Below are 19159 nucleotides of genomic sequence, written 5' to 3'. Positions count from 1 at the left end.
GCGCCCAACCCGAACGGCCCCGCCCGGCATCGCGAACAAGGGCGGCCGGGCGGAGGGCGGGGTCTGTGCCCGGGAGCGTTCCTTTGGCATGATCCCTTCCCATCGCACCCGCTGTTCGAAGGGATCACGCGGTGATCGTCACCGTCACGCTGAACGCCGCCCTCGACGTGACCTACCGCGTCCCCCGGCTGCGGCCGTACACCACCCACCGGGTGTCGGAGACCGCCGAACGCCCCGGCGGCAAGGGGCTGAACGTCGCCCGCGTGCTCGCCGCGCTCGGCCACGAGGCCGTGGCGACCGGCTTCGCGGGCGGCCCCGCCGGTGCCCTGCTGCGGGACCACCTGGCCGATGTGGACGGCGTGACCGACGCCCTGGTCCCGATCTCCGGCACCACCCGGCGCACGGTCGGCGTCGTGGACGTGTCGGGCGGTGACACGACCATGTTCAACGAGCCCGGCCCGACGATCACTTCGGAGGAGTGGACGGCCTTCCTCGGGGCCTACCGCAAGCTCCTGGACGACGGTGCGCGGGCCGTCGCGCTGTGCGGCAGCCTGCCGCCCGGACTGCCCGTCGGCTGCTACGCCGACCTCGTGCGGGACGCGCGGGGTGCGGGCATACCCGTGCTGCTCGACACCAGCGGCGAGCCGCTGCGGCGCGGACTGGCCGCCCGGCCCGACCTCGTCAAGCCCAACGCGGGCGAACTGGCCGGTCTCACCGGAGCGCTGGAGCCCCTGCGCGCCGCCCGCGACGCCCGGCGCCGCGGTGCCCGCGCCGTCGCGGCCTCACTCGGCCCCGACGGCCTCCTCGTCCTCACCGAGGACGGCTCCGTGCTGCGCGCCCGGCCGCCCGCGCCCGTCTCCGGCAACCCGGCCGGCGCGGGCGACTCCGCCGTCGCCGGCCTGCTGTCCGGTCTCGTCGAGGGCCTCGACTGGCCCCGCAGGCTCGCCCGCGCCGTGGCGCTGTCGGCGGCGACCGTGGCCGCGCCGGTGGCGGGCGAGTTCGACCGCGGGACGTACGCGGACCTGCTCGGGCGGATCGAGGTCACCCGCGCGGAGGAAGAACCGCGCTAGTCCGTGCCGACCCGCCCCGGGCGCGTCAGCTCTTGTGCTGGCCCTCTTCCACCCACACCCGGTCGAGGTAGAAGTTGCACTGGTTGCCCGCCTCGCAGGACAGCGCCACCGTGTTCTCCCCCTTCTTCAGCGCGATGTAGCTGAAGGAGTTGGTCCAGGCGTGCTCGTAGTCACCCGGCTTGGCGTGCGACCAGTTCGACAGGCTGATGGGCCGTGCCTGCTTCGAGCCGTTGACCGTTATGGTCGCGTTGCCGTCCGCGCCGGGAACGGAGTAGTCGACGAACAGGGTGTACGCGCCGTCGTCGGGCGCGGTGAACTTCCACGTGGCGGTGGCGCCCACGGTCTCCATCCCGGCGACGTACTTGCCGTCCGCGGCGTTGGCGCCGGGCACATCCGACGCGATGTGGGCGCCGCCCGACAGGGGGAGGCTCGCCGCGTCGGTCTTGCCCGGCAGCTCACCGCCCGCGTCCTGGCTGCCGGAGGGCTCCGGGTTGCCGTCGCCGGTGCCGGCGGACGCGGTCGCCGAAGGGGAGTTCCCCGCCTGCGCATCATCGCCGGAACCGTTGGCCATGGCGATCCCGATGCCGATCGCGACGGCCGCGACCACGGCGACGGCGCCGATCAGCAGGCCCTTGTTGTTGGGGCCGGTGGAGCGCGAGGCCGCGGCGCGGCGGCCGCCGCCGGAACCGGCGGGGGCGGGCTGCGGCATGGCCTGGGTCGCCTGCGACTGCTGCCCGTAGCCCGGCTGCTGCTGCGGGGGCTGCTGGCCGTAACCAGGCTGCTGGGGCCGCTGCTGCTGTTGCTGCTGCTGCGGGTAGCCGTAGGCGGGGGGCTGTTGCTGCTGGCGGCGCTCGCCGACCCGCTGGACCTGGTTGTACGACGTGCGGGGCACGCCCGGCTGCGCGACGGACGTCTGACCCGCGTCCTCGCCGTCCTGCCGGTACAGATACCCGAAGGGGTCGTCGTTCCCGGGCTCGGGGGCGCCGTTGTTGCCGGCCGTCATCCGCTCTTCACCTTCCACTGCCTATCGCTTGCACAGCCGTACCAGTGCCGGGCGACCCGGCATAAGGGACTGCGCTCTCCGGATGGTCAATGTTCATGATCGATTCATCCGCGGCTGTCACGGGCGGACACATCCCTGCCCCGGGTAGCCTACCCGTCCGAAACGAGCGGCCGCGGGCCGCGAACCCTCCGAGATGCGCCCATACGGTGGAGCCGTGACCGAAGACACAAGCGCAGACGCGCCCCGGGAAGCAGACGAGTGGACGGGGTGGCGGGAGGCCACCGATCGGGCGCTGTACGGGCCCGGCGGCTTCTTCCGGCGCGAACGGCCGGCCGCCCACTTCCGCACCTCCGTCCATGCCTCGCCGCTCTTCGCCGGCGCCGTCGCGGAACTGCTGCGTCGCGTCGACGCCGACCTGGGGCACCCGCCGGAGCTCGCGTTCGTCGACGTCGGCGCGGGCGCCGGAGAGCTGGTCAGCGGGGTCCTGGAGGTCTTCCGGGAGCCGCGGCTGCGGGTCTGGGCGGTCGAGAAGGCCCCGCGGCCGCCCGGGCTGGACGAGCGCGTCCAATGGTGCGCGGAACCGCCGCGTGGCGTGCGCGGGCTGCTCTTCGCGAACGAGTGGCTGGACAACGTGCCGGCCGACATCGCGCAGACGGACGCGGAGGGCGTCGCCCGTTACGTCCTGGTCCGCGCCCGTGACGGAGCCGAGCGGCTGGGCGGCCCGGTGGGCGGCGCCGACGCCGAATGGCTCGACCGCTGGTGGCCGCTCACGGGCGCCGAGGAGGGGACGCGGGCGGAGATCGGCCGGTGGCGGGATGCCGCCTGGGCGGACGCGACGGCCTGCCTCGACGCGGGGCTCGCCGTCGCGGTCGACTACGGGCACACGGCCGGCGCCCGGCCGCCGTACGGGACGCTCACCGCCTTCCGCGAGGGCCGCGAGATCTCCCCCGCCGTGCCCGACGGCTCCAGCGACATCACCTCCCACGTGGCCATGGACGCCTGCGCCGCCCCCGGGGCCCGCCTCACCACCCAGCGCGAGGCCCTGCACGCCCTCGGCGTCACGGGCACCCGTCCCCCGCTCTCCCTGGCGTCCACCGACCCCGCCGGCTACGTCCGCGCCCTGGCCGCCGCCGGCCAGGCCGCCGAACTCACCGCCCCCACCGGCCTCGGCGCGTTCCTCTGGCTCAGCCGGGCCGTCCCGCCCAACCGGGCCGCACGGACGGCCGGTACGGGTGGGAAACTAGGCGCATGACGGAGACCACGATCGGGATCGGCGGCGCCACCGAGGGCACGGACATGGTGCTGAACATCGGCCCCCAGCACCCCTCGACGCACGGCGTCCTGCGGCTGCGGCTGAAGCTGGCCGGGGAGCGGATCAGCGAGGCCGAGCCGATCATCGGCTACATGCACCGGGGAGCGGAGAAGCTCTTCGAGGCCCGCGACTACCGCCAGATCATCATGCTGGCCAACCGCCACGACTGGCTCTCCGCCTTCTCCAACGAGCTCGGCGTCGTCCTCGCCGTGGAGCGCATGCTCGGCATGGAGGTCCCGGAGCGCGCGGTGTGGACCCGCACGCTGCTCGCGGAGCTGAACCGGGTGCTCAACCACCTGATGTTCCTCGGCTCCTATCCCCTGGAACTGGGCGGGATCACGCCGATCTTCTACGCGTTCCGCGAGCGCGAGGACCTCCAGGCGGTCATGGAGGAGGTCTCCGGCGGCCGCATGCACTACATGTTCAACCGCGTGGGCGGCCTCAAGGAGGATCTGCCGAACGGCTGGTACGGACGCGCGCGCGCCGCCGTGGCCCAAGTGCGCTCCCGCATGGGGACGTTCGACGACCTGGTGCTGGGCAACGAGATCTTCCGCGGCCGCACCCGCGGCGTCGGGGTGCTGCCGGCTCGGGACGTCCACGCCTACGGCGTCAGCGGCCCGATCGCGCGCGCCTCGGGCGTCGACTTCGACCTGCGGCGCGACGAACCGTACCTGGCCTACGGGCAGTTGCAGGACACCCTGAAGGTGGCGACTCGCTCCGAGGGCGACTGCCTGGCCCGCTTCGAGATGCTGCTGCACCAGACGCACAACGCGCTGGACCTCGCGGACGCCTGCCTGGACCGGCTGGCCGAGCTGCCCCCCGGCCCGGTCAACCAGCGCCTGCCCAAGGTGCTCAAGGCCCCGGAGGGCCACACCTACGCCTGGACGGAGAACCCGCTCGGGCTCAACGGCTACTACCTGGTGTCCAAGGGCGAGAAGACGCCGTACCGGCTGAAGCTGCGCTCGGCTTCCTACAACAACATCCAGGCGCTGGCCGTCCTGCTGCCGGGCACCCTGGTCGCCGACATGGTGGCGATCCTCGGCTCGATGTTCTTCGTCGTCGGCGACATCGACAAGTGAGCCGGGCAGGCCGCATCGGCCGGGGCCCGCGGGATCAGGATCAGGATCAGGGGCGGAGGACTACGAGGACTGGGCGCGCAGCTCGCTGAGGTCGAACTGCTCGGTCTCGTCGTGCACGGTGAGGTCGATGACCTCGGCGCCCGCCTCGGCCGCGGCATCGGACTGCAGGGCGGCGCGGGCGGCGAGCGCCTCGTCCCCGACGACGTCGGCGAGGTCCGCCTCCGCGGCCCCGTCCGCCCCCGGCGGGAGCTCCTTCGGCTGGCCCTTGGCGTTCTTGGCCGTGCCGAAGAAGTCGAACCCGCCCTGGGCCCGGGAAGCCTGCTTGTGCGGCTTGGCGTACGGAAGGACGGCCGCGGCGACGGCCGGCAGCGCCTTGGGCTGCCGCACCGGCAGGGCCGGGTTGCCGGCGGGAAGCTCCAGAACGCCCTCGGTGGCCGCGGAACCGTCCGAGGCGGCGTGCCGGCCGTGCTGCTCGTCGGAGTCCGCCACGTCGCGGCGGCGGGCCTCCTCGACGGTGGCGGCGGCCTGCTGGCGGGCGGCATTGCGCGACAGGTCCTTGAGCGCCGAGGCGGCCCGCAGGTAGGCCGTGGGGCCCACCGCGTTCGCCGGCACCGGCAGGGCGGAACCGGCGGCCCGGCCGGCCAGGACGCGGCCGTCCTCCAAAGCGCGGGCGCGCTCGGACTCGGCGGTGGCGTAACGGCGCAGCAGATCGGCGTGCTCGGTGCGCAGCCGGGCCAGTTCGGCGCGCTTGCCGCGCAGTTTGTTCTCCAGCTTGCCGCGCAGGTCGCGGGAGTCCTCGAGGTCGACCTCCAGCTCCGCGATGCGCTCGTCGGCACGCCACTCGTCGCGCACGCGGGCGGTCTTGAGGTCGGCTACCTGCTTGCCGGCCGAGCGGTCCCAACTGCGCAGCAGGAAGGCACCGGCACCGGCGGACGCCGCCGCCGCGAACACGAGGACATGGAGCAGCGCCGGATCGCCGATCGCCAGCGCACCGAGCGCGAGGGCCGCGGCGGAACCGGCGACCGTCACGGGCGGCAGCAGCCTGTGCAGCGGCTGGGAATGGCGGTGGCGTCCACGTGGCATGCCAAGGAACTTAGCGTGCCCGTGAGTCGCATGGGGCTCCGCCATCCGATTTCGCACTGAACACCCCACGACAAATACGGAGGGCACCCGTATCGATACGATGCGTTGCCCGAATGCGCTGCGTGAATGAATTCCGATCTTGCCCAGCAGCAGGGCCGGAACCCGGACTTGGGGAATTCGGCGGCCACACACCGGCTGTCCTCCTCCGCTCCACGTCGACCTGCTGTTCCGGCCCCGGCAGCAGGCGGCACCGGCGCCGCGATGAATTCACCGGAGGCCGTTCCGGTGCTGATCGCCATTGACCGGCCGTGCCGATCGACGCCCCCGCCCCGGGGAGATCACTGGCGAGTGGGCGGCGGTCGCGTGACAATCGGCGGGAGGGCCGCCGGACGGCGTCCCGACGGGGAGTCGTCACATGACCACACCGCGGGATTTGCTGATCACCGCCTCCGAACCGGCGTCCGGCCGCTCCGTCGAGCCGGGCGATCTGTCGCTCGCGCTCGCCGGGGCCGAGGCGGTCGACCTCCTGGCCGCCGGAGCCGTGACGCTGGCGGAGGGCCGCCTGGTGCCCGGAGAACGGTCCCCCCTGGCCGACCCGCTGCTGGACCGTGCCGCGGCGGCGCTGAACCGCCAGGCGCCGTACGAGACGGTCGCCGACTGGCTGTGGCGGCGGGGCCGGGCCCTGGCCCCGGCCTATCTGGCCGCACTGGAGGCGGACGGCGAACTGGTCGAGAAGCGGCACCGTCGCTGGGTGGTCCTGCGCACGACCTCGATCGTGCCGGCCGACACCCCGGCCCGCCGCCGCGCGGCGGAGCGCTGGGCGGCGGAGGAGCCCGTGCTGGCCCGCCTCGGGGCGGCCGTGGGACTGCGGGACGGCGCGCCCCCGGCCGCAGATCCGGCAGCGGCGGGCGTGCTCGCCGCCGTCGACGACGCCGTGGGCGAACTCTCGGCCGAGCGCCTGCGCCGCGCGAGGCGGCAGGAGGACGCCCACGCGGAGAACGTCCGGCGCGGCTACTGACCGCCGCGACCGGTGCCGGGGCCGCTCACGCGCGGCTGCCCGTGACGCCGTTGCGGTGGTCGTCCTCGTCCTCGGGGAGCCGGCAGACCCGCTCCAGGAAGATCGCCGCGGCGCACACCGCGACGCCCGCGAGCACCGCCGCGCCACCGTAGATCGCCTGCTCGCGGCGGGGCTGGTTGTCGAGCTCGAACATGATCAGGAAGACGACCGCGCCGCCGTACATGCCGGCGACCAGGGCGGCCACCAGCGCGCTCGCCTGGCCGAAGACGACCGCGCGGGCGGCCAGCAGCGGGTCCACTCCCTTGGCACCGGGGCGCCGCTCGCGCTGGGCCCGCAGCCGGGACCGCAGCGACAGCGCGGTGGCGGCCAGCACGACCGCGATCAGCGCCAGCACGATGGGGGCGGCCACGGGCACGCTGGGCAGCGTGCCCACCGAGTCCCAGAGCTTGGCGCCGGCCCAGGAAAGAACCCCGGCCACGACGAAAAGACCGATCAGGGTCCTGATACGCAGCGCCTTCACCGAGTACTCGCTCCCCACATCAACGGACACAACGACGAAGTCGTCAACGATTACTCGGGCAGTCTGAGTTCCACGTCACCGCGGGACCAGACCGCCTCCCGGCCCACACCGGCCAGCAGCCCGGCCACCGGGCCCGCGCCGGGCAACTCCGCCACGGGGTCGATGTCGTGCCACGGCGCGAGCACGAACGCCCGCTGATGCGCCCGCGGGTGCGGCAGGGTGAGCTCCGGGTCCTCGGAGACCACGCCCTGGTAGGCGACGATGTCGACGTCGATGGTCCGAGGTCCCCACCGCTCGGTGCGGGTCCTGGCGAAGGCGTCCTCGATGGCCCGGCCGCGCTCCAGCAGCGAGGAGGGCGGCAGGGTGGTCTTGATCAGGACAACGGCGTTGAAGTAGTTCGGCTGGGAGCCCGGTTCGACGCCCCAGGGCTCGGTCTCGTACACGGGCGAGACCTTCTTCACGCGGACGCCCGGAGTGTCCTCCAGCGCGTCCACCGCACCCTGGAGGGTCTCCAGGCGGTTGCCGAGGTTGCCTCCCAGGGAGATCACGGCGAACTTGGGGTTCTGCAGCGTGGAGTCCGCCGCGTCGACCTGCGCGACAACGGAGGCCGGGACGGGCTGCACGGTGGGGTCGTAGCTCACGGGCGCCTCCGGATGATCGATACGGTCACGTCGTCAAAGGGCACGGTGATCGGTGCCTGCGGCTTGTGCACGGTCACCTCCACCTCCTCGACCAGCTCGTGCTTGAGGCACTGGTCGGCGATCCGCTGGGCGAGGGTCTCGATGAGGTCCACCGGCTCGCCCTGCACGACGGCCGCGACCTCCTCGGCGACGATCCCGTAGTGCACGGTCCTGGTCAGGTCGTCCGTCGCCGCGGCGGGCGCGGTGTCCAGTCCGAGGACGAGGTCCACGACGAAATCCTGGCCCTCGCGGCGCTCGTGCTCGAACACGCCGTGGTGCCCACGGGCTCTCAGGCCTCGCAGCGCGACTCTGTCCACGATGCACTCCCGCTGGTCGTCGAACGGATGGACGAAGGGGCAGGACGTAACAGTACGCCCTTATTCGAATCTACCTGCGACCACGGACAGCCCCCAGTACCAGGGCTTCCGGGGTCCGGACGACCCGCGCTTACCCCGTGGCGGAGGCGCGTATTCCGCCCTTGTCGTCTTCTTGCCACGAACGGGTGGCCCAGGCGGCGTTCAGGCCGCACCCTCCCCGGTGTCGGCGTCGCCGTCCCCGCCGGCGGGGTCGTCCTCACCGGCGCCGGCCATGACCGGGGAACCGTGGTGCACCCACAGCCGCCAGCCCTCCGGTGTGCGCCGGAACACATTCGTGGCCACCACCAGACCGCCCACCAGCGAGCCCATCTCGCCCTCCTCCTCGGCGGGACCGCCGGTGAGGATGTTCTCGGTGCACGTCACGAGCGCCGTGTCCCCCTCGACCGCCACCTCCACGTCCGTGAGGAAGAACTGGATGTATTCGGTGTTCGCCATGATCAGCGCGTACGAGCGCATCACCTCCCGGCGCCCGCGCAGCACCGGCCACCCCGGGTGCACCACCGACACCGTCTCCGCCAGCGGGCCGGTCAGTACCAGCTCCTCCAGCGCGTCCAGGTCCGAGCGCTCCACCGCGTCGTAGAACGCCTGGTTCGCCTGCTCGACCTGCGCCGCCTCGGCCGTGCGCGGCGTCACCGCGACAGCCCCTGCGCCGCCGCGTCCCGCCGACTCCGCTGACCCCGCTGAGCCCACTGCCGCCGCTCGTTCATCGCGCCCCTTCGATCGCCCGCGCCACGCGGACCGCGTCCGCACTGTCGTGCACCTCGTGCACCCGCACCGCCCACGCCCCCCGGCTCGCGGCGATGGCGGTCACCGCGGCCGTCGCCGCGTCCCGTTCGCGCGCCGGCGGCGGATCACCGCCCTCTCCGGCCAGGACCCTGCCGAGGAACCGCTTGCGCGAGGCCGCGATCAGCAGCGGGCGGCCCAGCGTCCGCAGGTCCTCCATGTGCTCGATCAGCGCGAGGTCGTGCTCCGCGTCCTTGGCGAAGCCCAGGCCCGGATCGAGGACGATCCGCTCCGGATCGATCCCGCCGGACACCGCGGCGTCGAAGCGGCGCCGCAGCTCGTCGGTGACCTCGCCGACCACGTCCGCGTACACCGCGCGGTTGTTCATGTCGATGCTCTGGCCGCGCCAGTGCATCACCACGAACGGGCTGCCCGACGCCGCCACGACCGGGATCATCGCCGGATCCGCGAGGCCGCCGCTGACGTCGTTGACCAGCGCCGCGCCCGCCTCGACCGCCTTCTCCGCGACCGCGGCCCGCATCGTGTCGACGCTCACCACGACCCCGGAGCCGGACAGCTCCCTGACCACCGGGATGACCCGGCGCAGTTCCTCCGCCTCGTCCACGCGCGCCGCCCCCGGACGGGTCGACTCACCGCCCACGTCCACCAGGTCCGCCCCGGCCGCCACCAGGTCCAGCCCGTGCTTCACTGCCAGCTCCGGGTCGAACCACTCGCCGCCGTCGGAGAACGAGTCCGGCGTGACGTTCACCACGCCCATGACCGCGCACCGGTCCCAGGACGGCAATCCGGCCACGTGGCCGCGCATCGTACCCATGGGGCCAGCCTATGGGGCGGGCCGGACGGCGGTCACCGAAGACGCCGGGAGGCCCAGGCGGGGAGGGCCAGGGTGACGAACCCCTCGGCCTGCATCGCGGCCAGGCCGATCCGGGGCAGGTCCTTCGTGGCGCGGAAGACCAGGAAGCGCGGCAGCCACTCGGGCTGGAACTTGGCGTTGAACTTGTACAGCGACTCGATCTGGAACCAGCGCGACAGGAAGACCAGCAGCCCGCGCCAGGTGCGCAGCACCGGTCCGGCGCCGAGCCGCTCGCCGCGCGCCAGCGCCGAGCGGAACATCGCGAAGTTCAGCGAGACCCGCTTCACCCCGAGTTCCGGCGCCCGTTGCAGCGCCGCGACGATCAGCAGTTCGTTCAGGCCGGGGTCGGCGGCACGGTCGCGCCGCATGAGGTCCAGGGACATCCCGTCGGTCCCCCAGGGCACGAAGTGCAGCACCGCCCGCAGTTCGCCCTCCGCGTCGTAGGCCGTCGCCACCACGCACTCCGCGTCGGACGGGTCGCCGATGCGGCCCAGCGCCATCGAGAAGCCCCGCTCGGTCTCGGTGCCCCGCCACGCGTCGGCCGCGCGCCGGATCGCCGCGCGCTCGCTCTCGTCCAACTCGCCCACCCGGCGCACCTTGCAGACATAGCCGGCCCGCTCGATCCGTTTCACCATCTGCCGCACATTGCGCATGGCCCGCCCGGACAGCGAGAACGCCGCCGTCTCCACGACGGCCTCGTCGCCCAGTTCCAGCGCGTCCAGCCCGGTCTCCCGGGTCCACACCTCGCCGCCGGTCTCGCTGCAGCCCATCACCGCCGGGATCCACGCGTGGGCGCGGGCCTCCGCCATGAACCGCTGTATCGCGCCCGGCCAGGCCTCGACGTCGCCGATCGGGTCGCCGCTGGCCAGCATAACCCCGGACACCACGCGGTAGCAGACCGCCGCCTTGCCGCTCGGGGAGAACACCACGCTCTTGTCCCGGCGCAGCGCGAAGTGCCCGAGCGAGTCGCGGGCACCGTGCCGGACCAGCAGGCCGCGCAGCCGCTCCTCGTCCTCCTCGGTCAGTTCGGCGACCGGGTGGGCGGGGCGCAGCACCAGGTACGCGGTGGTCGCGGTGATCAGGAAGCCGAGCCCGCCCAGCGAGTACGCGACGACATCGGCCGCCTGGTCGGTGGCGTAGCTGACGGGCCCGTCGAAGCCGAGCAGCCCGTACACCACCTCGGTGAGCCGCTGCGACGCCGTCGGGTCGCCCATCTCCGCCGCCGGGTGCGCACTGACGATGACCAGCCCCAGCACCACGCTGAGCCCGCTCAGTCCCGCGAACGCCGCCACCGCCCGCCACCGCGTGCGCGGATCACCGAGCGCCGAGAACTCCGCCCGGTACCGGATCAGCAGGGCCAGCAGGGCCGCCGACAGCACCGCCCCGCCCAGGGAGTGACGGTGCAGCACCTGCGCCACCCCGCCGATCGGCAGCAGGATCACCGCCGCCCGCCAGGCGCGCTTCTTCCCCCGCTTGAGACCGTGCGCCAGCATCAGCATCAAGATGCCCGTCACCACGGCCGCCGCCGCGGCCACCGAGGTGACGGTTCCGGGGACGACCCCCGCCAGCACGTGCATCCGGCTGTTCCGGAAGCGGGGGAAGATCCCGGCCGCCAGGTCCATCAGCCCGATCAGCGCACACGCCGTCCCCACCGCCCGAGGTGACGCCGCGGCGGGCACCACCGCGGGAAGCCTCCGCTCGGCTCCCCGGGACACCCGTACTCCGGGATCTTCCTCTGCGACGACAGACATGGCCCCACCAAGCTCCAGCGATGCGGAAAAGTGCCGTACGCCCCAATCGCGTACAGAGAGGTGCGCCCTGTAGGACGTGAACTCCCGCCCGCAGGTTGCGTCGGTGGCACAACCGTGTCCCCCCGGATGTCGTACCCGCCCGGGGGGACCCTCGCCGGACGCCGCGGGCGATCGGTTCAGCGCGACATGATCATGCTCATGGCCTCGGCCCGCGTGGCGGGGTCGCGCAGCTGCCCGCGCACCGCCGAGGTGAGGGTCTTGGCGCCGGGCTTGCGGACCCCTCGCATCGACATGCACATGTGCTCGCACTCGATGACCACGATCACACCGCGCGGTTCGAGTATCCGCATCAGGGACTCCGCGATCTGGGTGGTCAGCCGCTCCTGCACCTGCGGACGGCGGGCGAAGACGTCCACCAGCCGGGCCAGCTTCGACAGTCCGGTGATCTTGCCGTCCATCGACGGGATGTAACCGACGTGCGCGACCCCCACGAACGGGACCAGGTGGTGTTCGCAGCTGGAGAGCACCTCGATGTCCTTGACCAGGACCATCTCGTCGTGCCCGAGGTCGAAGGTCGTCGTCAGGACGTCCTCCGGCTCCTGGTAGAGCCCGGCGAAGATCTCCCGGTACGACCGCGCGACCCGCGCCGGGGTCTCGCGCAGACCCTCGCGGTCGGGGTCCTCACCCACGGCGATGAGGAGTTCGCGGATCGCGTTCTCGGCACGCTTCTCGTCGAACTCGCCGATGGGGCTCTGGTCGCCCTCAAGGGTCACCGGGTCGGTCATGGTGTGCCTCGTTCCTCGTACGCCGTGCCGCGCGGGAAAAGCCGCGCCCCCCAGGATAGGAACCTGGGGGGCACGGCGGACATTCCGTTGGGCGTGAGCGATCCCACGCCGGGGGCGTCAGCCCTCGGCGCCGGGTTCCTCCGGGAGCTCGACGCTCTCGGCGGACTTGCTCAGCGAGCCGGCCGTGGTGGCCGTGCCGTTGGCCGACGGCTGGGTGCCGTTGGTCAGGGCGAGCTCCTTGGGCGAGAGCACCGGCGGGCGGGTCGACGGCGTACGTCGCGAGGAGCCCGTCCAGGCCGGCCGCGGCGGACGCTTGACGATCTGCTTGAAGACCTCGGCGATCTCCTCCTTGTTCAGCGTCTCCTTCTCCAGGAGGGCCAGAACGAGGTTGTCGAGGACGTCGCGGTTCTCGACAAGGATCTCCCACGCCTCGTTGTGCGCGGTCTCGATGAGCTTCTTGACCTCTTCGTCGACCAGCCCGGCGACCTCTTCCGAGTAGTCGCGCTGGTGGGACATCTCCCGGCCGAGGAACGGCTCGCCGTCAGTCGACCCGAACTTGATCGCGCCCAGCCGCTCGGTCATGCCGTACTGGGTGACCATCGCACGGGCCGTGGTGGTGGCCTTGTCGATGTCGTCCGCGGCACCGGTGGTCGGGTCGTGGAAGACGAGCTCCTCCGCCGCGCGGCCGCCCATGGTCATGGCCAGCCGGTCGAGCATCTCGTTGCGGGTGGTGGAGTACTTGTCCTCGTCCGGCAGCACCATCGTGTAGCCCAGCGCACGGCCGCGCGACAAGATCGTGATCTTGTGGACCGGGTCGCTGTTCGGAGAAGCCGCCGCGACCAGGGCGTGTCCGCCCTCGTGGTACGCGGTGATCTTCTTCTCCTTCTCGGACATGATCCGGGTGCGCTTCTGCGGCCCGGCCACGACGCGGTCGATGGCCTCGTCCAGCATCGAGTTGTCGACCAGCTTCTTGTTGCTGCGCGCGGTGAGCAGCGCCGCCTCGTTGAGGACGTTGGCGAGGTCCGCACCGGTGAAGCCGGGGGTGCGGCGGGCGACGGCCTTGAGGTCGACGTCCGGCGCGACCGGCTTGCCCTTCTGGTGCACCTGGAGGATCTCCAGGCGGCCCTGCAGGTCCGGACGGTCGACGGCGATCTGCCGGTCGAAGCGGCCGGGACGCAGCAGCGCCGGGTCCAGGATGTCCGGGCGGTTGGTGGCGGCGATCAGGATGACGCCACCCTTCACGTCGAAGCCGTCCATCTCGACCAGCAGCTGGTTCAGCGTCTGCTCGCGCTCGTCGTGACCGCCGCCGAGGCCCGCACCGCGGTGCCGGCCGACGGCGTCGATCTCGTCGACGAAGACGATGGCCGGGGCGTTCGCCTTGGCCTGCTCGAACAGGTCGCGGACCCGGGAGGCACCGACACCGACGAACATCTCGACGAAGTCGGAACCCGAGATCGAGTAGAACGGCACGCCCGCCTCGCCCGCGACAGCACGCGCGAGCAGCGTCTTACCGGTACCGGGCGGGCCGTACAGCAGCACACCCTTGGGAATCTTGGCGCCCACGGCCTGGAACTTGGCCGGCTCCTGGAGGAACTCCTTGATCTCCTGGAGCTCCTCGACCGCCTCGTCCGCGCCTGCGACGTCGGAGAAGGTGGTCTTCGGGGTGTCCTTGGTGATCAGCTTGGCCTTGGACTTCCCGAAGTTCATGACCCGGGAGCCGCCGCCTTGCATCGAGTTCATCAGGAACAGGAACACGACGACGATCAGTACGAAGGGCAGCAGCGAGAGCAGGATGCCGACGAAGGCGTTCTGCTTCGAGGGAGCGACGGTGTACCCCTGCGGGAGCTGGCCGTTCTCCGACTTCGTCTGCAGCGTCTTCGCGATGTCGACGCCCTGGTCGCCGATGTAGCTCGCCTTGATCTTCGAGGAGCCGAGGTCCTTGCCATTGACCTTGGCGCCGTCCTTGAGCTGGACCTTGATGGTGCTCTCGTCACCTGTGGTCAGCTCTGCCGACTTGGCCTGATTGGTGTCGATCGCCGCGATGACCTGGCCGGTGTCCACCGTCTTGTAGCCGCCGGACGAGCCGACGACCTGCATCAATACGACCACGGCGAGGACAGCCAGCACGATCCACATGACTGGCCCACGGAAATAGCGCTTTACGTCCATCCATGCGGGGCGATCACGGCCCCGTCCCTCCTGCCACAGTGAGGCACAGCGGCGGGTGAGCCGCCGGTGCATCCGGTGTATGAACCGACCTTCGGACGGTACCCCAGCATTGTCACCTGAAGTCGCCGGAGACCGTTAACAAACAGCGTTACCACCCTCCAACGCCGCGGAGCGCGTGAGGGTTCCCGCAGACCTCAGCCGCCGTACACGTGCGGCGCAAGAGTGCCGATGAACGGCAGGTTCCGGTACTTCTCCGCGAAGTCGAGGCCATAGCCGACCACGAACTCGTTCGGGATGTCGAATCCGACGTACTTGACGTCGATCTTGACCTTGGCGGCATCGGGCTTCCGCAGCAGCGTACAGACCTCCAGCGAGGCCGGACGGCGCGAGCCGAGGTTGCTGATCAGCCAGGACAGGGTCAGGCCGGAGTCGATGATGTCCTCGACGATCAGGACGTCACGGCCCGCGATGTCGGTGTCCAGGTCCTTGAGGATGCGCACCACGCCGGACGACTTGGTCCCCGCGCCGTACGAGGACACGGCCATCCAGTCCATCGTGACGTGCGAGGACAGGGTGCGGGCGAGATCCGCCATGACCATCACCGCGCCCTTGAGGACGCCGACGATGAGCAGGTCCTTGCCTTGGTAGTCCCGGTCGATCTTCGCAGCCAGCTCCGCCAGCTTGGCGTCGATCTCTTGCTTGGAGATGAGCACCTTCTCGAGGTCGGTGCCCATGTCGTTCTCGTTCACCCGTACAACTTCCGGCTCGGTCTACAAGGCCTGGAAGAACAGTCTGCCATTGCGCCGCCCGACGGCGACTCCGCCCGGCAGGTTGAGCGGCTTCTGGCCGCGCCAGGCGGTGAGCAGGCGGTCGGTCTCCTCGATGTGCCGGGCGAAGAGCGAACCGGGCGGGGAACCCGCGGCGACGGCCGCGCGGCGCAGGACCCGGCGGCGTACGGCCGGGGGGAGTACGAGCAGGCGGGAGATGTCCAGGCCGCCCTCGGCAGCGACGGCGGACCGTTCCGCCTCGGCGGCCCACTGGTCGAGGGCGTCCGCGTCGTCGCGGGAGAGCTGGGCGGTACGCGCCAGCGCCTCGACCACGCCCTTGCCGAGGGACTTCTCCAGCACGGGCAGGGCCTCGTGGCGGACGCGGGAGCGGGTGTAGGCCGGGTCGTGGTTGTGGGGGTCCTCCCACACGTCGATGCCCTGCGCCAGGCAGGCCTTGCGGACCGTGTCCCGGTCCAGCAGCAGGAAGGGCCGGCGGTAGCGGCCGTTGACCGACGGCATGCCGGACAGCGACCGGATGCCCGAGCCGCGCGCCAGTCCCAGCAGCACGGTCTCGGCCTGGTCGTCGCGGGTGTGGCCGAGCAGCACGGCGGACGCTCCGGCGCGCTCCGCGGCGGCGTCGAGGGCCGCGTAGCGGGCGTCGCGGGCCGCGGCCTCGGGGCCGCCCTGGCGGCCCACGGTCACCGCGACCGCGTCCACGGGGTCCAGGCCCAGGCCGCGCAGGCGTGCGGCCACGTCCACGGCGCGGACGTCCGAGCCGTCCTGGAGGCCGTGGTCGACGGTCACACCGCCGGCGCGCATGCCGAGCTTGGGGGCCTCGAAGGCGAGCGCGGTGGCGAGTGCCATGGAATCGGCGCCGCCGCTGCAGGCGGCGAGCACCAGCGGGCTGCCGCCCGCGTGGTCGGTCAGGACGTCCTGGAGTACGCGGCGGACCGCGAGGCGTATCGCCGCGACCGCGGGGTGGGGACCCATGTCCGGTTTCCCTCCTGAAGAGCACTGCGGAGCAGTGGAGGCAGTGGAGTGACGCAGGGTAGCTAGATGGTGACAGACAGCGTGCAATACCCGAGCATTGCACGCTTACGCTGCGCCGACGGTCCCTCGGACGGGTGAAAGGGCTGGCGAAAAGACGGGCAAAGGGCGGCTGGAACAACGGCTGGGGCCGGGGTGGGGTAACGGGTGGAGCCGGGGCGTGAACGCCCTCCGTGGGTCAGGTCCCGGTCCTGCGGTGCACCCGCGCCACCCACTCCGCCGGTTTGGCGATCTCCAGCTTCGTCGGCAGCGTGTTGGGCGAGGTCCAGATCCGGTTGAAGCCGTCCATGCCCGCCTGGTCGACCGCGGCCCGCACGAAGCGCTCGCCGTCCCGGTACTGGCGCAGCTTGGCGTCCAGCCCCAGCAGCTTGCGCAGCGCCTGGTCCAGCCGCCCCGCGCCGCTCTGCCGGCGGCGCTGGAACTTCTCCCGGATCTCGGCCACCGACGGCACCACGTCCGGGCCGACGCCGTCCATCACGTAGTCGGCGTGCCCCTCCAGCAGCGACATCACGGCGGTCAGCCGGCCCAGGATCTCCCGCTGGTTCGGGGTCTGCACGAGGTCGATCAGGCTGGGGCCGTCCTCGGGCCCGGAGTCGATCGCCTCCTCCTCGGCCTCGGGGCGGCCGCCGGAGAAGGACTGGAACGCCTCGCGCAGCCGCTCGATCAGCGTGGAGGGGTCGATCTCGGTCTCGCCGAGGAAGGCCTGGACCTCCTGCTCGATGTGGTCGCGCAGCCACGGGACGGCCGTGAACTGCGTGCGGTGGGTCTCCTCGTGCAGACACACCCAGAGCCTGAAGTCGTGCGGGTCCACGTCGAGTTCGCGTTCCACGTGGACGATGTTGGGGGCCACCAGCAGCAGCCGCCCGGTCCGCGGCTCGCCCGGTCCCGGCACCGCGGGGCCGGCGGGCATGTCCCGGGACGCCGGGGCGAACGTCTCGTACTGGCCGAGGACGCGCGAGGACAGGAAGCTCAGCAGCATCCCGACCTCGACCCCGGTCACCTTGCCGCCGACGGTGCCGAGCACGGCGCCGCCGGGACCCCCGGGCTTGCGGGCCTGCATCTTGTCCAGCAGCGGCTTCAGCACCTCGCGGAAGCCGGCCACATTGGCCTTGATCCATCCGGGGCGGTCCACGATCAGGACGGGCGTCCCGGCGTCCGTGGGCTCCTCGTCCCCGAACATCCGCGTGAACGCCCGTACGTGGGCCTCCGACTCCTTCGCGTACCCCCGCAGTTCCGCGACCACCGCACGCGCCTCGTCCCGGCCGACCTCGGGTCCGGGCCGCACGAAGCGGGTCGCGGTCGCGACCGCGAGATTCCAGTCGACCATCTCCGCACCACCGATGCTCGTCATTCCTTCACGGTACGTGCTGTCCCCCGCGCCCGGGAGCGTTCGCGGGGTGTCGGGTCAACCGTGGCAGCCGCACCGGGCCACCGCGGAGGCGAGCCGGTCCAGGGCGCGCTGGGCGGACGCGGGGCTGGTGGTGCCGTTGGTGAGGAAGGCGAAGGCGACGAGCCGGCCGTCGGCGTTCACGACGGTGCCGGCCAGGGCGTTGACCCCGGTGAGGGTGCCGGTCTTGGCGCGGATGACGCCGCCGCCGCCCCCGGCGTCGTCCCCGGTGAAGCGTTCCTTCAGCGAGCCGGTGAAGTGGGCGACCGGCAGGCCCGTCAGGGTGGGCCGCAGCTCGGGGTACTCGGGGTCGCCGGCCAGCACCAGGAGCCGGGCGAGCTGGTCGGCGGTGAGCCGGTCGGCCCGGTTGAGACCGCTGCCGTCGGTGAAACGGGCCCCCTTCAGCGGGACCCCCAGCTCGCGCAGGGCGGAGGAGATGCCCTGCGCCCCGCCGCTGAAGGAGCCGGGCAGTCCGGCGGCGAGGGCGGTGTGCCGGGCCAGGGCCTCGGCGATGTCGTTGTCGCTGTTGGTCAGCATCCGCTCGACCAGGTCGGACAGGGGCGCCGAGCGCACCACCGCCAGCCGGTCGGCGGGGTGCCCCTCGGGGGCCGAGCGCCGGTCCACCGCGCCGGTGACCTTCACGCCCCGGTCGCGGAGCATCCCCGCGAAGGCGGTCGCCGCCTTGGCCGCCGGGTCCCGGACGCGGGCGGCCGGGCCCTTCCAGCTCTTGCCGTCGGCGCGGCCCTCGTCCGCCATGAGGGCGGCGACCGGGGCGATGTTGTCGTTGTACCCGATGGGGTGGACGGCGGGCCCGCTGTAGAGCGACGTGTCGTACGACAGCCGTACGGTGCGCGTGCCGCGGGCCTTGAGGGTGCGGGCGGTGCCGTCGGCCAGGGTGCGGAGCGAGGCCGCCGCGTAGCCGCCCCCGGCGGACTTGCGGGCCGTGAGGGTGGGATCGCCGCCGCCGACCAGCACGACGCGGGCGTCGCCGTCCGCGACGACACCCGTGGTGAGCCGGTGGTCGGGTCCGAGCAGCGACAGCGCGGCGACCGCCGTGGCGATCTTCGTGGTGGAGGCGGGCACGGCCGCGGTGCCCTCCCGGTGGCCCCAGACCCCCTCACCGGTGGCCGCGTCGACGACCGCCCCGGTGGTCACCGGGCCGAGCGCCCCGTCCTTGAGCAGCGGGGCGAGCCGGCCGGCGAGGCCGCCGGCGCCCGCCGGCACGGTTTCCCGCGTCCCCGTGGCGGCGGCGAGCACCTCGGGCGCCGGCGCGGGCGCGGCGGCACCCTTGCGGCCGCCCACGGGCTTCCTGGACGGCTGCCGGAGTCCGGCCACGTCCCCGGGCTTTCCCTCCCAGGAGGCAGCCCTCACCCGTTCGGCCGTACGCTGGCCTGACTCCCACGGTCCCGCGAGGGCCACCACCGTCAGCGCCACAGCGAGGCCGGTGGCGGTCGACCCCGCCACCACCTGCCAGTTTTTGGAGACGGGCACCCCGGACCAGCCCCTTTCGCGAC

The 19159-nt window shown here is 72.5% G+C and carries 18 protein-coding genes; 4 read left to right on the top strand and 14 right to left on the bottom strand.

Features of this window, described 5'->3' with window-relative positions; genetic code table 11:
• Window positions 1-131: 131 nt before the first annotated feature.
• Window positions 132-1070, top strand: a complete 939-nt coding sequence (locus RV983_RS20560) for a 1-phosphofructokinase family hexose kinase (protein WP_475987224.1) — start codon at window positions 132-134, stop codon at window positions 1068-1070.
• Between the two features lie 25 nt (window positions 1071-1095).
• Here the strand turns inward: RV983_RS20560 and RV983_RS20555 are convergent, their stop codons facing one another.
• Entirely contained in the window at window positions 1096-2073 is a 978-nt protein-coding gene (locus RV983_RS20555) for a carbohydrate-binding protein (RefSeq protein ID WP_475987223.1), read from the bottom strand.
• Between the two features lie 214 nt (window positions 2074-2287).
• Here RV983_RS20555 and RV983_RS20550 point away from each other — a divergent pair, with 214 nt between their 5' ends.
• Both RV983_RS20550 and RV983_RS20545 read left to right on the top strand, forming a co-directional pair.
• Window positions 2288-3325 carry an SAM-dependent methyltransferase gene (locus RV983_RS20550; protein WP_475987222.1) on the top strand — a complete coding sequence of 346 codons (1038 nt, stop codon included), beginning with the start codon at window positions 2288-2290 and terminating at the stop codon, window positions 3323-3325.
• On the top strand, window positions 3322-4464 hold the full coding sequence (locus RV983_RS20545; RefSeq protein WP_475987221.1) for an NADH-quinone oxidoreductase subunit D: 1143 nt from the start codon (window positions 3322-3324) through the stop codon (window positions 4462-4464). The genes RV983_RS20550 and RV983_RS20545 overlap by 4 nt, the downstream gene beginning before the upstream one ends.
• 60 nt (window positions 4465-4524) lie before the next feature.
• On the opposite strand, the gene RV983_RS20540 is transcribed toward RV983_RS20545, so the two are convergent.
• Window positions 4525-5547: a hypothetical protein gene (locus RV983_RS20540; protein ID WP_475987220.1), complete on the bottom strand. Its 1023-nt coding sequence runs from the start codon at window positions 5545-5547 to the stop codon at window positions 4525-4527.
• A 415-nt stretch (window positions 5548-5962) separates the two neighbouring features.
• Here RV983_RS20540 and RV983_RS20535 point away from each other — a divergent pair, with 415 nt between their 5' ends.
• Window positions 5963-6565 (top strand): GPP34 family phosphoprotein, encoded by a 603-nt coding sequence (locus RV983_RS20535; protein WP_475987219.1) that lies wholly within the window; start codon window positions 5963-5965, stop codon window positions 6563-6565.
• Between the two features lie 25 nt (window positions 6566-6590).
• Here RV983_RS20535 and RV983_RS20530 read toward each other — a convergent pair whose 3' ends face one another.
• The 12 genes from RV983_RS20530 to dacB all read right to left on the bottom strand — a co-directional run bounded on the left by RV983_RS20530 (window position 6591) and on the right by dacB (window position 19136).
• On the bottom strand, window positions 6591-7085 hold the full coding sequence (locus tag RV983_RS20530) for a DUF3180 domain-containing protein (RefSeq protein WP_475987218.1): 495 nt from the start codon (window positions 7083-7085) through the stop codon (window positions 6591-6593).
• 50 nt (window positions 7086-7135) lie between these two features.
• Window positions 7136-7726 (bottom strand): 2-amino-4-hydroxy-6-hydroxymethyldihydropteridine diphosphokinase, encoded by a 591-nt coding sequence (gene folK, locus RV983_RS20525; protein WP_475987217.1) that lies wholly within the window; start codon window positions 7724-7726, stop codon window positions 7136-7138.
• Entirely contained in the window at window positions 7723-8082 is a 360-nt protein-coding gene (gene folB, locus RV983_RS20520) for a dihydroneopterin aldolase (RefSeq protein WP_475987216.1), read from the bottom strand. The genes folK and folB overlap by 4 nt, the downstream gene beginning before the upstream one ends.
• Window positions 8083-8283: 201 nt before the next feature.
• The gene (locus tag RV983_RS20515; protein ID WP_475987215.1) at window positions 8284-8775 is read right to left on the bottom strand and encodes a nuclear transport factor 2 family protein; all 492 of its coding nucleotides are present in this window, start codon (window positions 8773-8775) and stop codon (window positions 8284-8286) included.
• A 70-nt stretch (window positions 8776-8845) separates the two neighbouring features.
• Window positions 8846-9700, bottom strand: coding sequence for a dihydropteroate synthase (gene folP / locus RV983_RS20510; RefSeq protein WP_475987214.1), 855 nt, complete (start codon window positions 9698-9700; stop codon window positions 8846-8848).
• Window positions 9701-9732: 32 nt separating this feature from the next.
• Complete coding sequence (locus tag RV983_RS20505; protein WP_475987213.1) at window positions 9733-11490, bottom strand: phosphatidylglycerol lysyltransferase domain-containing protein; 1758 nt, start codon at window positions 11488-11490, stop codon at window positions 9733-9735.
• A gap of 176 nt (window positions 11491-11666) precedes the next feature.
• Window positions 11667-12275 (bottom strand): GTP cyclohydrolase I FolE, encoded by a 609-nt coding sequence (gene folE / locus RV983_RS20500; RefSeq protein ID WP_475987212.1) that lies wholly within the window; start codon window positions 12273-12275, stop codon window positions 11667-11669.
• A 117-nt stretch (window positions 12276-12392) separates the two neighbouring features.
• Window positions 12393-14444 (bottom strand): ATP-dependent zinc metalloprotease FtsH, encoded by a 2052-nt coding sequence (gene ftsH, locus RV983_RS20495; protein WP_475987211.1) that lies wholly within the window; start codon window positions 14442-14444, stop codon window positions 12393-12395.
• A gap of 194 nt (window positions 14445-14638) precedes the next feature.
• Window positions 14639-15178: a hypoxanthine phosphoribosyltransferase gene (gene hpt, locus RV983_RS20490; RefSeq protein ID WP_401592575.1), complete on the bottom strand. Its 540-nt coding sequence runs from the start codon at window positions 15176-15178 to the stop codon at window positions 14639-14641.
• A 36-nt stretch (window positions 15179-15214) separates the two neighbouring features.
• A complete protein-coding gene (gene tilS / locus RV983_RS20485; protein WP_475987210.1) occupies window positions 15215-16201 on the bottom strand; it encodes a tRNA lysidine(34) synthetase TilS in 987 nt (328 codons plus the stop codon).
• Window positions 16202-16436: 235 nt separating this feature from the next.
• Window positions 16437-17609: a zinc-dependent metalloprotease gene (locus RV983_RS20480; RefSeq protein WP_475987209.1), complete on the bottom strand. Its 1173-nt coding sequence runs from the start codon at window positions 17607-17609 to the stop codon at window positions 16437-16439.
• 54 nt (window positions 17610-17663) lie between these two features.
• A complete protein-coding gene (gene dacB, locus RV983_RS20475) occupies window positions 17664-19136 on the bottom strand; it encodes a D-alanyl-D-alanine carboxypeptidase/D-alanyl-D-alanine endopeptidase (protein WP_475987208.1) in 1473 nt (490 codons plus the stop codon).
• Between the last annotated feature and the right edge of the window lie 23 nt (window positions 19137-19159).

This window comes from Streptomyces sp. RLA123 (assembly GCF_056270165.1).
The sequence above is the reverse complement of the archived record's forward strand: the minus strand, read 5'-3'. Positions and strand labels throughout refer to the sequence as shown.

Coding starts and splice junctions, on each gene's coding strand:
- RV983_RS20555 (WP_475987223.1), bottom strand. CDS start 2,073: ATGACGGCCGGCAACAACGGCGCCCCCGAGCCCGGGAACGACGACCCC.
- RV983_RS20545 (WP_475987221.1), top strand. CDS start 3,322: ATGACGGAGACCACGATCGGGATCGGCGGCGCCACCGAGGGCACGGAC.
- RV983_RS20540 (WP_475987220.1), bottom strand. CDS start 5,547: ATGCCACGTGGACGCCACCGCCATTCCCAGCCGCTGCACAGGCTGCTG.
- RV983_RS20535 (WP_475987219.1), top strand. CDS start 5,963: ATGACCACACCGCGGGATTTGCTGATCACCGCCTCCGAACCGGCGTCC.
- folP (WP_475987214.1), bottom strand. CDS start 9,700: ATGGGTACGATGCGCGGCCACGTGGCCGGATTGCCGTCCTGGGACCGG.
- RV983_RS20505 (WP_475987213.1), bottom strand. CDS start 11,490: ATGTCTGTCGTCGCAGAGGAAGATCCCGGAGTACGGGTGTCCCGGGGA.
- folE (WP_475987212.1), bottom strand. CDS start 12,275: ATGACCGACCCGGTGACCCTTGAGGGCGACCAGAGCCCCATCGGCGAG.
- ftsH (WP_475987211.1), bottom strand. CDS start 14,444: ATGGACGTAAAGCGCTATTTCCGTGGGCCAGTCATGTGGATCGTGCTG.
- hpt (WP_401592575.1), bottom strand. CDS start 15,178: ATGGGCACCGACCTCGAGAAGGTGCTCATCTCCAAGCAAGAGATCGAC.
- tilS (WP_475987210.1), bottom strand. CDS start 16,201: ATGGGTCCCCACCCCGCGGTCGCGGCGATACGCCTCGCGGTCCGCCGC.
- RV983_RS20480 (WP_475987209.1), bottom strand. CDS start 17,609: ATGACGAGCATCGGTGGTGCGGAGATGGTCGACTGGAATCTCGCGGTC.